This window comes from Aquipuribacter nitratireducens, assembly GCF_037860835.1.
GTDB lineage: Bacteria > Actinomycetota > Actinomycetes > Actinomycetales > JBBAYJ01 > Aquipuribacter > Aquipuribacter nitratireducens.
Map to the genome: position 1 here is coordinate 69,796 of NZ_JBBEOG010000004.1, position 12,441 is coordinate 82,236.

A 12,441-nucleotide genomic window follows, 5' to 3' on the forward strand; every position below is an offset into this window, starting at 1 on the left:
GCCGTCGTCGACGGCCTCCGGGAGGGCCCGGGCGACGACGGCTGGGACGTCGGCGACGTGCTCCTCACCATCGGGGGCCTCGGGCTCGCGGTGCTCGGCGTCCTCGCGCTCCTCACGATGTTCGTCGTCGTGCCGAAGGACCGGCGGCCGTCGTCGGCGACCGCGTGGATCCTCACGATCCTGCTCGTGCCGCTCGTGGGGCTCGTCGCGTTCTTCCTCATCGGCAGCCCGAGGCTGCCGAAGGCGCGGCGGGACAAGCAGGTCGACGTCGACCGGTTGATCACCCAGCGCACCCGTGAGCACGGCATCGGCCTCGACCGCGTCCCCGGGCCGGACTGGCTCGACCCCGTCGTGCGGCTCAACCAGAGCATCGGCGCCATGCCGATGCTCAAGGGCAACGACGCGCGCATCTGGACCGGCTACGAGGCGACCATCGCGGCGATGACCGCCGACGTGGCCGCGGCGCAGGACTTCGTCCACGTCGAGTTCTACATCCTCTCCCTCGACGACACGACGGCCCCCTTCTTCGACGCCCTCGACGACGCCGTCCGGCGGGGTGTCACCGTGCGGGTGCTGCTCGACCACGTCGGCTCCTGGCGCTCCCCGGGGTACCGGCGCACGCTTCGCCGGCTCGACGAGGCCGGGGTGCCGTACCGGCTCATGCTCCCGGTGCAGCCGTGGTTCGGTCGTTACCAGCGCCCCGACCTCCGCAACCACCGCAAGATCGTCGTCGTCGACGGTCGAGTGGGCTGGATCGGCTCGCAGAACCTCGTCGACCGCACGTACAACCGCCGTGCGAACATCCGGCGCGGCCTGCGCTGGCAGGACCTCATGGTGCGGGTGCGCGGGCCGGTCGTGCAGGAGCTCGACGCCGTCTTCGCCACCGACTGGTTCAGCGAGACAGACGACCTGCTCGACGTCGAGACCCCGGACGCGCTGCCGGGCGGGGTGGGCAGCGCGAGCGACGCCGAGCTGCTCGCGGAGGAGGCCGGTCCGCTGTCGTGCCAGGTCGTGCCGAGCGGGCCGGGCTTCGACTACGAGAACAACCTCCGGCTGTTCAACGCGCTGCTCTACGCGGCGCGTCGCCGCGTCAGCATCACGAGCCCCTACTTCGTGCCGGACGAGTCGCTGCTGTACGCGGTGACCGCCGCGGCGCTGCGCGGCGTCGACGTCGAGCTGTTCGTGCCGCAGGAGGGCGACCAGCTGCTCGTGCACCACGCCCAGCGCTCGTACTACGAGCAGCTGCTGCGCTCAGGGGTCCGCATCCACCGCTACCCGGCCCCCTACGTGCTCCACGCCAAGCACATGACGGTCGACGACGACGTCGCCGTGGTCGGCTCGTCCAACCTCGACATGCGGTCCTTCAGCCTCGACCTCGAGGCGACCCTGCTCGTGCACGGCCGCTCGTTCTGCGACGAGCTGCGCCGGGTCGAGGACGGCTACCGGGCCGTCTCCACCGAGCTGCAGCTCGAGGACTGGGTGGGGCGCTCGCGGCGCGAGGTGCTCCTCGACAACGTCTCCCGGCTCACGTCGGCGCTGCAGTAGCGCGCGCCCGCTTGCGCGCTCAGGGCTTCCGCAGGCTCCGAGGGAGTCGTTTCTGTCGTGGGCGGGAGGTCTTTCGGGCCCTCAGGGCTCCGAGGGAGTCGTTACGGTCGTGCGTCGGGGCCGCTCAGGGCCGTCACGGCTCCGAGGGAGTCGTTGTGGTGCCCCCTGGCGGCCGTCGTCCACAGGTCGCCGGCGTCATACACAGGGAAGCGGCCGTCTTCCGTCGGGAGGGCGCCGTGCCCACGGTCGAGGGATGGCTCTCGAGGCTCTCGCTGCCGTCCAGGACGGCGTCGTCACCGGCCAGCAGCTCCACGATCACGGCGTCACGGTGTCGCGGCTCCGCACCCAGCTCCGCCTGGGCAGGTGGGTGCGCATCCGCCGGAACGCCTACCTGCTCGATCTCGTGAGGAACGTGCAGGACCCGTGGGTCCAGGCTCGAGCCGTCTCGCTCACGATGCCGGGCGTCGTCGTCTCGGGAGCGAGCGCGGCCCGCCTGTGGGGCATCGAAGGCGCGACGGCCGAGACCGTGGAGGTGACGGTGCCGCGACGACGAGCGCTCCGAGCGCGTCCGGACCTCGCCCCGCGACGACGTGAGATCGGTGACGGCGACGTCACGCTGCTCCGCGGCATCCCGGTGACCACGGCACTGCGCACCGTCCGCGACCTGGTCCTGGACGGCGACCGGCTCTCCGCGCTCGCCGTGTGCGACTCCGCGCTGCACAAGCGGCTGCTGCTGCCCGGCGACCTCCTGACGGCGCGGGCGCAGGCGGACGGGCTCCCGGGCAGTGCCGGTGTGGCGGACATCTGGGCCCTCGCGGACGGCAGGGCGGAGTCCGTCCTGGAGAGCCGCGTGCGTCTGAGGTGCATCGACGGTCTGGTGCCCCCTGACGACCTGCAGGTGGTCATCCGCGCCTCCGACGGGCGCTTCGTCGCGCGGGCGGACCTCGCGTGGTCGCGTCGCTCGCGTGGCAGGACCGGCCTCCTCGTCGTCGAGGCCGACGGGCGAGTGGTCCACGGCACCGTCGAGGCGGCGTACCACGACCGCTCGCGGCAGAACGATGTGGTCGGCACGGGGCACGACATGCTGAGGGTGACGTGGCGGGACACGACGGACGCCCTCACGATCCCACGGGCGGTCCGCACCGTCCTGTGACGACAGGAACGACTCCCTCGGAGCGCTTGGTGCGCCCGATTCGCCCATTCGACGACAGAAACGACTCCCTCGGAGCCCTTCGGCGGCCCGGGTGCCGGTCCGGCCGTCACGGCACGAGGTCGACGTCCTCCAGCCCGTCCGCGCTCGGGTGCCACGCCGGCTCGACGTGGTCGACGAGCCGGTCGGCGAGGCCCGTGTACGACTGGGGGGTGAGCGCGAGGAGGCGCTTCTCGGTGTCCTCGGGCAGACCGAGGCCCCGCACGAACTCCGCCATGGCGGCGGCGTCGACCCGGCGACCCCGGGTCAGCTCCTTGAGGCGCTCGTAGGGGTTCGGCAGCCCGTGCAGGCGCATGACGGTCTGCACGGCCTCGCCGAGGACCTCCCACGCCCCTTCGAGGTCGCGGTCGAGGACGGCCCCGTCGACGTCGAGGCTCGTGAGGCCGCGGCGGACGTTGTCGATCGCGACGAGCGAGTGCCCCAGGCCCACGCCGATGTTGCGCTGGGTGGTGGAGTCGGTGAGGTCGCGCTGGAGGCGGCTCGTGACGAGCGTCTGCTGCAGCACGTCGAGGAGGGCGTTCGACAGCTCGAGGTTCGCCTCGGCGTTCTCGAACCGGATGGGGTTGACCTTGTGCGGCATGGTGCTGGACCCGACGGAGCCGGCGGTGGTCAGCTGCGTGAAGTAGCCCTGGGAGATGTACGTCCACACGTCGGTGCAGAGGTTGTGCAGCACCCGGTTGAAGCGCGCGATGTCGGCGTACAGCTCCGCCTGCCAGTCGTGGGACTCGATCTGCGTCGTCAGGGGGTTCCACGTGAGGCCGAGGCCCTCGACGAAGTCCCGGGCGACGTCCTCCCAGTCCGCCTCGGGGGCCGCGACCACGTGCGCGGCGTACGTGCCCGTCGCCCCGTTGATCTTGCCGAGGTAGTCGGCGGAGCGCACGCGCGACAGCTGTCGCTGCAGCCGGTGGGCGAGGACGGCGAGCTCCTTGCCCATCGTCGTCGGGGTCGCCGGCTGCCCGTGCGTGCGGGACAGCATCGGCACCGAGCGGTACTGGCGGGCCATGCCGCCGAGCTGCTCGACGAGCGCGCCCGCGGCCGGCAGCCACACCTCCCGCACAGCCCGTTGCACGAGGCGCGCGTAGGCGAGGTTGTTGACGTCCTCGCTCGTGCACGCGAAGTGGACGACCTCCGACAGGTCCTCCAGCGAGGTGCCCGCCATGCGCTGCTTGAGGAGGTACTCGACGGCCTTGACGTCGTGGACCGTCACCTTCTCGATGTCCTTGAGCTCGAGGACGGTGTCGGCGTCGAAGGCGGCGGCGATGCCGTGGAGGCGGTGGACCTCGTCGTCGCGGAGCCGCCGCACGCCCGGGAGCACCTGGCGCTTCGTGAGGTGGAGCAGCCACGCCACCTCGATGCGGAGGCGCTCGCGGTTGAGCGCCGGCTCCGAGAGGTGCTCGAGCAGCCCCTCGACGGCGGGCCGGTAGCGGCCGTCCAGCGGGCTGAGGGTGACCTCACCGAGGTCGGCGGCGACCCTGGCGGACGTGCGGGAGACGGCGGGCTGATCGGTCACGGCGTCATCCTCGCGCATGCCTCACGCGTACCGGGCCGCCACCTCCGCGGCCTGGCTGCCGTACCCGCCGCCGAAGAGGGCGGCGTGCACGAGCAGCGGGTGCAGCTGGTGGAGGCCGACGCGCTCCTGCCAGCCCTCGGCCAGGGGAGCTGCCTCGTCGTACGCGGCGAGCACCCGGGTCAGGTGGGGCAGGTCGAAGAGCGCGAGCATCGCGAGGTCGGTCTCGCGGTGCCCGCCGTGGGCGGCGGGGTCGACCAGCACGACGCCCTCTGCGGTCCACAGGACGTTGCCGTTCCACAGGTCCCCGTGCAGCCGCGCCACGGGCTCCGCCGCGCCTCCCGCGCCGGGGTCGGCGACGAGCCGGTCGAGGACCCGGCCGACGACCGCCGACTGCTCCGCGGTGACGGCGCCGGTGTCGTGAGCCAGCCGCAGGTACGGCAGGAGCCGGTGCTCGGCGTACCACGGGGCCCAGTCGGTCCCGGCGCGCAGCGGCAGCACGAGGGGGCCGATGTAGCCGTCGCCCTCCCACCCGGCCGGTGGGCTGCCGAGGTGCGGGGCGCCGGCGGCGTGGGTGACGGCGAGGCGGCGGCCGAGCTCCTCCGCGGCCCCGGCCGTCGGCGCGACCTCCGTCAGCCGCGGCAGGACGAGGGCGTCGTCGTGGACGGCCACCGGCCGGACCACCGGCACGCCGCCGGGCACCTGCAGCCACCGCAGCCCCGCCGCCTCCACCGCGAAGTAGCCCGGCGGCGCGTCGACCCGCCGCTTGACGAGCAGGTCGGGGTCGTCGGCGAGGCGGACCCCGTCCCCGACGCCGCCCGGCTCGACGCTCACCGGTGCTCCCGGTCCCGGACGTCCACGACGCGACGCGACAGGTGCGCGAGGAGCCCCTCGCACGCGCGCTCCACCTGGTCGAGGACGAGGTCGAAGGCGTCGAGGTCGGAGTAGTAGGGGTCCGGCACGTCGAGGCTGCGCCCGATGTCCGCGCCGTGCGCCGCCGCCTCGGCGACCTCCGCCAGGCCGGGGTCGAAGGCCCGCAGCAGCCGCACCTTCTGCCGGTCGTGCTCGCTCGTCGTCCAGCCGCGCAGGGTGCGCATGTGCCCCCGGTCGAGAGCGAGGACGAGGTCGAGCTCGGGCAGCCAGGCGGGGTCGAAGAGCCGCGCGCGGTGGGCGCCGCCGTCGTAGCCGCGGGCGGCGAGGGCCCGCAGCGTGCGATCGTCAGCGCGTTCGCCGATGTGCCAGTCGCCGGTGCCGGCGGACGTCACGGCCACGAGGTCCCCGAGGCCCGCCTCCTGCACCTTGTGGGACAGCACGAGCTCGCCCATCGGAGAGCGGCAGATGTTGCCCGAGCACACGAAGCACACGCGCATCGGCCCCGGCATGGGCGCAATCCTGCCCCGCGACGGCGCGCGGCGACACCCCGCCGGCCGTCGTCGTCCTCACAACCGCACCGGCGCGGCGGTCGTCCACAGCCGCAGGTCCACCGCCGCCCGCGCGCAGCCGGGTCGGCCGCAGGCTGGCCGTGTGCCGGACGACATGTGGGTGGGGTTGGGAGCGGCCGTCGCCGAGGTGGCGGCGCGCGCGGCCGCAGCGCCGCCGACCTCCTGGCAGGGGCCGGCGGCGGAGACGTGCGCTGCCGAGGTGCGTTCCGCCGTCGCGGCCCTCGACGACGCCGAGGCCGGGGTCGCACGGGCCGCGTCGAAGGCCCGGGAGGCCGGGTGAGCGCCGCAGGTGGTCTCACGGTGACGGGCGGCACCGGCGGGGTCACCGCCCACCTGCCCGACCTCGACCGCGCGGCCGCGGTCCTCGCCGACTGCGCCGGCGACTGTGGGCGCCTCGTCGGTCTCGTGCTCGCGGAGGCGGCCCGCTGCGCGGGGCGCGCCGCGGCCGTGCTGCTGACCGCTCCCGTCTCCCCCCTCGCCCCGGTCGTCGCCCTCGACCTCCTCGGCAGCGCGGCTGCCGGCGCGGCCGCCGCGGAACGCCTCGCGCAGGCGGCCCGCGCGCTCGCCGTCGCGGCCGGCGCGCTCGCGCAGGTCGCGCTCGTCTACCGCGGGCGCGAGCAGGCGCTGGAGCGCCTGATGACGGGCGTCCCGATCGCCGTCGGCGCGGTGGTGCGCGGTGCGGTCGTCGCGACCGTGCTGACCCCGGGTGGTCGGCTCGTGCTCGGCTCGCTCGCAGCCCAGGCGGGCGGCGGGCTCCTCGTCGTCGGCGCAGTTCGTGGAGACGGGCCCGTGGCGGCGGCACGGGCCGGTGTCACGTCGGTCGCGCGCGCCGGCCCGGTCGACCTCGTCGTGCGCTCCGTGCCGGGCCTGCTGGGGGTGGCGGACGTGCCGGCCGCGGCCCGACTGGTCGTGGGTGCCGGACGGGTGGTGGGCCTGCTGCCGCCTGCGCACGACGACACGTCCGTCGCCGTCCACGACCTCGGCGTCCGGACCTGCGCGCCCGCCGGCGGCCCGTCGACCGGCAGGCCCGCGGCGGGCGTCGCGGAGCTGCTCGAGCGCTCGCAGTCGGTGGCGGCGTGGCGCGAGCCGGGTGCCGGACGTCACGACACGCTCCCGCCCGGGTCGGTGAGGCCCGGACGGGGCGAGGTGCGCGTCGACCGGGTCGTCGGCGCGGACGGCGAGGTCGCGTGGGTGGTCCACGTACCCGGCACCCAGGAGTGGGACTCCGACGGCGAGGGCTCCCCGATGGACATGGCGGCGAACCTCGCCCTGGTCGGCGGGGCGGGCAGCGCCGTCACCACGGGCACCGCGGCCGCCCTCCGGCACGCGGGGGCTCGACCGGGCCAGCCGGTGCTCCTCGTCGGGCACTCCCAGGGCGGTCTCACCGCGGCCCACCTCGCGGGCGACCCGCTCCTGCGGCGCCACGCCACCGTCACCCACGTCGTGACGGCCGGCTCACCCGTCGCGGGGCGCCCCGTCCCGACCGGGGTGCGGGTGATGGCGATCGAGCACCACGACGACCTCGTGCCGCGCCTCGACGGTCGTGTGCACCCCGACCTGCCCGACCGGGTGAGCGTGACGACCCGTGCACCGGACGGCCCGTGGCGGCACGACGCCGTCCCCGCCCACAGCTCCGGCGCCTACGTCGAGACGGCGCGGCGGGTCGACGCCTCCGACCACCCGTCCCTCGTCGACGCCCGTGCCGCACTGGCGCCGTTCCTCGACCGGGACGGCGCCTCGTGCACCTCGCGCCGCTACCGGCTGGTCCGCGGGGGCGGGGAGGGGGTCGGATGACCCCCGTCGACACCGCGCCTACAGTGCGGACGTGGTCGACGCCGTCCCCCGCCTCCGCGCCGCGCTGTCCGCCCTGCCCGCGTACCGCCCAGGCCGGGCGCCCAGCGGCGGGGGAGGACCGGCGTTCAAGCTGTCGTCGAACGAGAACCCGTATCCGCCGCTGCCGTCGGTGCTCGGCGTGCTCGCCGACGCGGACCGCCTCGTCAACCGCTATCCCGACATGTTCGCCACGGGGCTCGTCCACCGCATCGCCGCACGCCACGGCGTCGCAGCGGAGCAGGTCGTGTGCGGGACGGGCAGCGTGGGGGTGCTCGGTCAGGTGGTCCAGGCCACGTGCGAGGCGGGCGACGAGGTGGTCTTCGCCTGGCGCTCGTTCGAGGCCTACCCGATCGTCGTCGGCGTCAGCGGCGCCACCGCGGTCCGGGTCCCCCTGGCCCCGGACGGCCGGCACGACCTCGACGCCATGGTCGCGGCCGTCACCGAGCGCACCCGGCTCGTCCTCGTGTGCAGCCCGAACAACCCGACCGGCCCGGCGGTTCACCGCGAGGAGATGCTCGACCTCCTCCGGCGGGTGCCGCGTGACGTCGTCGTCGTGCTCGACGAGGCGTACGCCGAGTTCGTCCGGGACCCGGCCGCGGTCGAGGGTCCGCCGCTGCTCGAGCAGCACCCCAACCTCGTGGTCCTGCGCACGTTCTCCAAGGCCTACGGGTTGGCGGCGCTGCGCGTCGGCTACGCGCTGGCGACCCCGGTCGTCGCCGACGCGCTCCGGGCGACCGCGGTTCCCTTCGGGGTCTCCGGCCCCGCGCAGGCCGCCGCCCTCGCGTCCCTCGACGCCGAGGACGAGCTCCTCGAACGGGTGGGGGACCTCGTCACGGAGCGCGACCGTGTCCGCGCAGCGCTGCGCGGCGTCGGTTGGGAGGTGCCCGAGCCGCAGGGGAACTTCGTGTGGCTCGCGCTCGGTGACCGGACGGAGGAGTTCGTCGCGGCCTGCGAGGCCGTCGGCGTCACCGTCAGGGGCTTCCCCGGGGAGGGCGCCCGCTGCTCGATCGGGGAGCCGGAGGCCAACGACCTGCTCGTCCGGACCGCAGGCGGCTTCGCCCCGTAGCGCCGTCCCCGTCCCACGTCCCGACCGGCCGGTCCGCAGGGCCGGGAGGGGGCGGTGACGGAGAGTGCCTCCCCGGAACGGGCTAAAGATTTCGGACAGGTCCGTCGATACCGTCGTCGCAGAGGTTCCCCCACCGCGACGGCGCCGTCGTTCGCGACAGGACGGGACCTCGCAGAGCGGTCAGGACCGGCGGGAGCCGGCCGGAGGAGACGGAGGCAGGCGTGGGCCTGAGCCAAGGGGCGTCGTTCCTCGTCGCGACGATCGCCCTCGGTGCCGTGTCGACCGCGTCCGTCGCCTCCGTCGCCGTCGTCGGCTGGAGCTCGTACAGTACGCCCGCCGTCGAGCGGCCGGTGGCCGCCGACACCGCCGCGGTCGTGCCCGCTGGCCCGGACTCGTCCCGGCAGGTCGGCGTGGTTCGGCAGCCGCCGTCCGTCACGGTCCCGTTCTCGCCCGAGCGCACCGCGGTGCTCATCGCGGTCGCCAACGAGGACCTGACCTTCGGCGAGGACGGCCGCATCATGGAGCCGAGCCTCACGGCGTCGCCCGAGCCGTCCGTCCTCGGCCCGTCCGAGCTCGTGCCCCCGTCCGTCGTCGAGGCGCCGGTGCCGACCGCCCCGTCGTCGCGGCCGCCCACCATCGTCGAGGTCGTCGTCGGCGTCGTGCCGGACCTCGTCGAGGTCGTCGAGACCCCCACCGAGGGCCCGACCCCGACCGGTACGCCGACGGCGGCGCCCACGGACGGGTCGACGGCCACCCCCACGGACACTCCGACGTCGGCACCGACTGACACCCCGACCGACGCTCCGACGATCAGCCCGACGGACACCCCCACCACGCCCCCGACCGACGAGCCGTCGGGCACCCCGACCTCCACCCCGACTCCCGAGCCGTCCCCCTCGCCGTCGGGTGGGCCGCGAGACCCCGGTGGCCGTCCGTCCGACGAGCCGCGCCCCTCGCCGACGGCTCCGGGCCGTCCGGACGAGCCGTCGCCGCCGACCGACCGGCCGTCCGCCTCACCGGAGGCTCCCGGCCGCGACGACGTCGAGGCCGCGGAGAAGGCCGCGCAGAAGGCCGCGCAGAAGGCCGCCGAGAAGGCGGCCAAGGAGAAGGCGGCTGCGGAGAAGGCGGCTGCGGAGAAGGCCGCGAAGGACAAGGCCGCTGCCGAGAAGGCCGCTGCCGAGAAGGCGGCGAAGGACAAGGCCGCGAAGGACAAGGCGGCTGCGGAGAAGGCCGCGGTGGAGAAGGCGGCCAAGGAGAAGGCGGCCAAGGAGAAGGCCGCGAAGGAGAAGGCGGCCAAGGAGAAGGCCGCGAAGGAGAAGGCGGCCAAGGAGAAGGCCGCCAAGGAGAAGGCCGCCGCCGAGGAGCGAGGCCGCTCGTCCACCGCTCCCGGCCAGGCGGGCACCCAGGGCTCGGCGTCCAACGGCAAGGGCTCGCCCGGCCAGTCCTGACGCCGGCACTCACGCCCACGGCGGCTGATCCCCCCGAGGGCCATGGGTAAGGTCTGCGGTGACCGGGCCCACCGCCCGGGGGCCGGCACCCGCCACGCACCAGCGCGGCTGCCGGGTCGGCGAGGCGGGGCGATCCCCTGCCGAGGCGAGGAGGTGCACGTGCCCGACACCGTCGTCGGAACGGCAGCCGGCCCCGACCGGGCGCTGTCCGTACACCGCACGCACGAGGACCGCTCCCGCGCAGGCGCGGACGAGATGGTCCAGCTCATCAGTCCGGAGGGGGAACGGCTCGAGCCCCGCGGGGCGGCGGAGGAGTACGCCGGCCACGTCGAGGACGTCACCGACGACGACATCCGCGGCATGTACCGCGACATGGTCATCGTCCGGCGCTTCGACAGCGAGGCCACGGCGCTGCAGCGGCAGGGCGAGCTCGGCCTGTGGGCCAGCCTGCTCGGTCAGGAGGCGGCGCAGGTCGGCAGCGGACGGGCCCTGCGACCGCAGGACTACGTCTACCCGACGTACCGCGAGCACGGCGTCGCGTGGTGCAAGGGCGTCCCGCCCAAGACGCTGCTCGGGCTCTACCGCGGGGCGAGCCTCGGTGGTTGGGACCCCGCCGAGCACAACTTCGCGCTCTACACGATCGTCATCGGGTCGCAGACGCTCCACGCGACGGGCTACGCGATGGGCCTGCAGCGCGACCACGCCGTCGGCACCGGCGAGCCCGACCGAGACACCGCCGTCGTCGCCTACCTCGGTGACGGCGCCACGAGCCAGGGCGACGTCAGCGAGGCGCTCGTCTTCAGCGCCGTCTACAACGCCCCCGTCGTGTTCTTCTGCCAGAACAACCAGTGGGCGATCAGCGAGCCGAACGCCCGGCAGACCCGGGTGCCGCTGTACCGGCGCTCGTCCGGCTTCGGCATCCCCGGCGTGCGGGTCGACGGCAACGACGTGCTCGCGACCCTCGCCGTCACCCGCGCCATGACCGAGCGCGCGCGCTCGGGCGACGGCCCCGGCTTTATCGAGGCGTGGACGTACCGCATGGGCGCGCACACGACCTCCGACGACCCGACCCGCTACCGCATCGCGGCCGAGGTCGAGGAGTGGAAGCTCAAGGACCCCATCGCCCGCGTGAAGGCGTACCTCGCGCGGACGGGCGCGGCCGACGAGGCGTTCTTCGCCGACGTCGAGACCGAGGCCCAGGACATCGCCACCGAGCTCCGCACCGCCTGCCGCACCATGCCGGACCCGGAGCCCGAGTCGATGTTCGACCACGTCTACGCCGAGCCCCACGCCGTCGTCGACGCCGAGCGCGAGGAGTACCTCGCCTACCGGGCGGGCTTCGCCGACGAGACGGAAGGGGCCGGCGCATGAGCTCGACGAGTCTCGGCAAGGCCATCAACGCCGGTCTGCGGGCCGCGATGGACGACGACCCGAAGGTCGTCCTCATGGGCGAGGACATCGGCGCCCTCGGCGGGGTCTTCCGGGTGACCGACGGTCTGCAGAAGGACTTCGGCGAGGACCGCGTCATCGACACCCCGCTGGCGGAGTCCGGCATCGTCGGCACCGCGATCGGCCTCGCGATGCGCGGCTACCGGCCCGTCGTCGAGATCCAGTTCGACGGGTTCGTCTTCCCCGCGTTCGACCAGATCGTCACGCAGCTGGCGAAGATGGGGAACCGGTCGAACGGGCACACGCGGCTGCCGGTCGTCGTGCGCATCCCGTTCGGCGGGGGCATCGGCGCGGTCGAGCACCACTCCGAGTCGCCCGAGGCCTATTTCGTCCACACGGGTGGGCTCCGGGTCGCGAGCCCGGCCACGCCCGAGGACGCGTTCTGGATGATCCAGCAGGCCATCGCCTGCCCGGACCCCGTGGTGTTCCTCGAGCCGAAGCGGCGGTACTGGGACAAGGGTGAGGTCCCCGACGGGGTCTCCCTCGCCTCCGGCGAGGCGCCGCTGCCCATGCAGTCGGCGCGGGTCGCCCGCGAGGGCCGCGACGTCACGCTCCTGTGCTACGGGCCGATGGTGCGCACGTGCCTCGCAGCCGCGGAGGCCGCGGCCGAGGACGGCACCGCGGACATCGAGGTCGTCGACCTGCGGAGCCTGTCCCCGCTCGACGTGCCGACCGTGGTGGCGTCGGTCCAGCGGACGGGTCGCGCGGTCGTCGTCCACGAGGCTCCCCTCACGCTCGGCTTGGGTGCCGAGCTCGCCGCCCGCATCCAGGAGGCGTGCTTCTACCACCTCGAGGCACCGGTGCTGCGGGTCGGTGGGTTCTCCACCCCGTACCCGGCGGCCAAGATCGAGGACGAGTACCTGCCGGACCTCGACCGCGTCCTCGACGCCGTCGACCGGTCGCTCGCGCACTGACGCGCGGGCCGAGAAGGAAGGACCAGA

The 12,441-nt window shown here is 74.5% G+C and carries 11 protein-coding genes; 8 read left to right on the forward strand and 3 right to left on the reverse strand.

The genetic code is table 11. From position 1 onward, the window contains the following. The first annotated feature begins 57 nt into the window (after positions 1-57). Entirely contained in the window at positions 58-1,545 is a 1,488-nt protein-coding gene (cls, locus tag WAB14_RS09005) for a cardiolipin synthase (RefSeq protein WP_377002809.1), read from the forward strand. Between the two features lie 253 nt (positions 1,546-1,798). Beyond that, positions 1,799-2,698 (forward strand): hypothetical protein, encoded by a 900-nt coding sequence (locus WAB14_RS09010; protein WP_340269251.1) that lies wholly within the window; start codon positions 1,799-1,801, stop codon positions 2,696-2,698. Positions 2,699-2,804: 106 nt separating this feature from the next. Here WAB14_RS09010 and purB read toward each other — a convergent pair whose 3' ends face one another. From purB to WAB14_RS09025, 3 genes are read right to left on the reverse strand one after another with little or no spacing between them, the layout of a single operon-like run. Then, positions 2,805-4,283, reverse strand: a complete 1,479-nt coding sequence (gene purB, locus WAB14_RS09015) for an adenylosuccinate lyase (RefSeq protein WP_377002645.1) — start codon at positions 4,281-4,283, stop codon at positions 2,805-2,807. Between the two features lie 3 nt (positions 4,284-4,286). Beyond that, a complete protein-coding gene (locus WAB14_RS09020) occupies positions 4,287-5,039 on the reverse strand; it encodes a fructosamine kinase family protein (RefSeq protein WP_465251634.1) in 753 nt (250 codons plus the stop codon). A gap of 53 nt (positions 5,040-5,092) precedes the next feature. Further along, the gene (locus WAB14_RS09025; RefSeq protein ID WP_340269254.1) at positions 5,093-5,644 is read right to left on the reverse strand and encodes a low molecular weight protein-tyrosine-phosphatase; all 552 of its coding nucleotides are present in this window, start codon (positions 5,642-5,644) and stop codon (positions 5,093-5,095) included. 142 nt (positions 5,645-5,786) lie between these two features. Here WAB14_RS09025 and WAB14_RS09030 point away from each other — a divergent pair, with 142 nt between their 5' ends. The 6 genes from WAB14_RS09030 to WAB14_RS09055 all read left to right on the forward strand — a co-directional run bounded on the left by WAB14_RS09030 (position 5,787) and on the right by WAB14_RS09055 (position 12,414). Next, positions 5,787-5,984: a hypothetical protein gene (locus tag WAB14_RS09030; RefSeq protein WP_340269255.1), complete on the forward strand. Its 198-nt coding sequence runs from the start codon at positions 5,787-5,789 to the stop codon at positions 5,982-5,984. After that, positions 5,981-7,498: an alpha/beta fold hydrolase gene (locus tag WAB14_RS09035; protein WP_340269256.1), complete on the forward strand. Its 1,518-nt coding sequence runs from the start codon at positions 5,981-5,983 to the stop codon at positions 7,496-7,498. Before WAB14_RS09030 ends, WAB14_RS09035 begins: the two co-directional genes overlap by 4 nt. A gap of 31 nt (positions 7,499-7,529) precedes the next feature. After that, positions 7,530-8,603, forward strand: coding sequence for a histidinol-phosphate transaminase (locus tag WAB14_RS09040; RefSeq protein WP_340269257.1), 1,074 nt, complete (start codon positions 7,530-7,532; stop codon positions 8,601-8,603). 221 nt (positions 8,604-8,824) lie between these two features. Then, positions 8,825-10,051 (forward strand): hypothetical protein, encoded by a 1,227-nt coding sequence (locus tag WAB14_RS09045; RefSeq protein ID WP_340269258.1) that lies wholly within the window; start codon positions 8,825-8,827, stop codon positions 10,049-10,051. A 159-nt stretch (positions 10,052-10,210) separates the two neighbouring features. After that, entirely contained in the window at positions 10,211-11,422 is a 1,212-nt protein-coding gene (pdhA, locus tag WAB14_RS09050; protein ID WP_377002649.1) for a pyruvate dehydrogenase (acetyl-transferring) E1 component subunit alpha, read from the forward strand. Then, positions 11,419-12,414 (forward strand): alpha-ketoacid dehydrogenase subunit beta, encoded by a 996-nt coding sequence (locus tag WAB14_RS09055; protein WP_340269259.1) that lies wholly within the window; start codon positions 11,419-11,421, stop codon positions 12,412-12,414. The genes pdhA and WAB14_RS09055 overlap by 4 nt, the downstream gene beginning before the upstream one ends. The last annotated feature ends 27 nt before the right edge of the window (positions 12,415-12,441 follow it).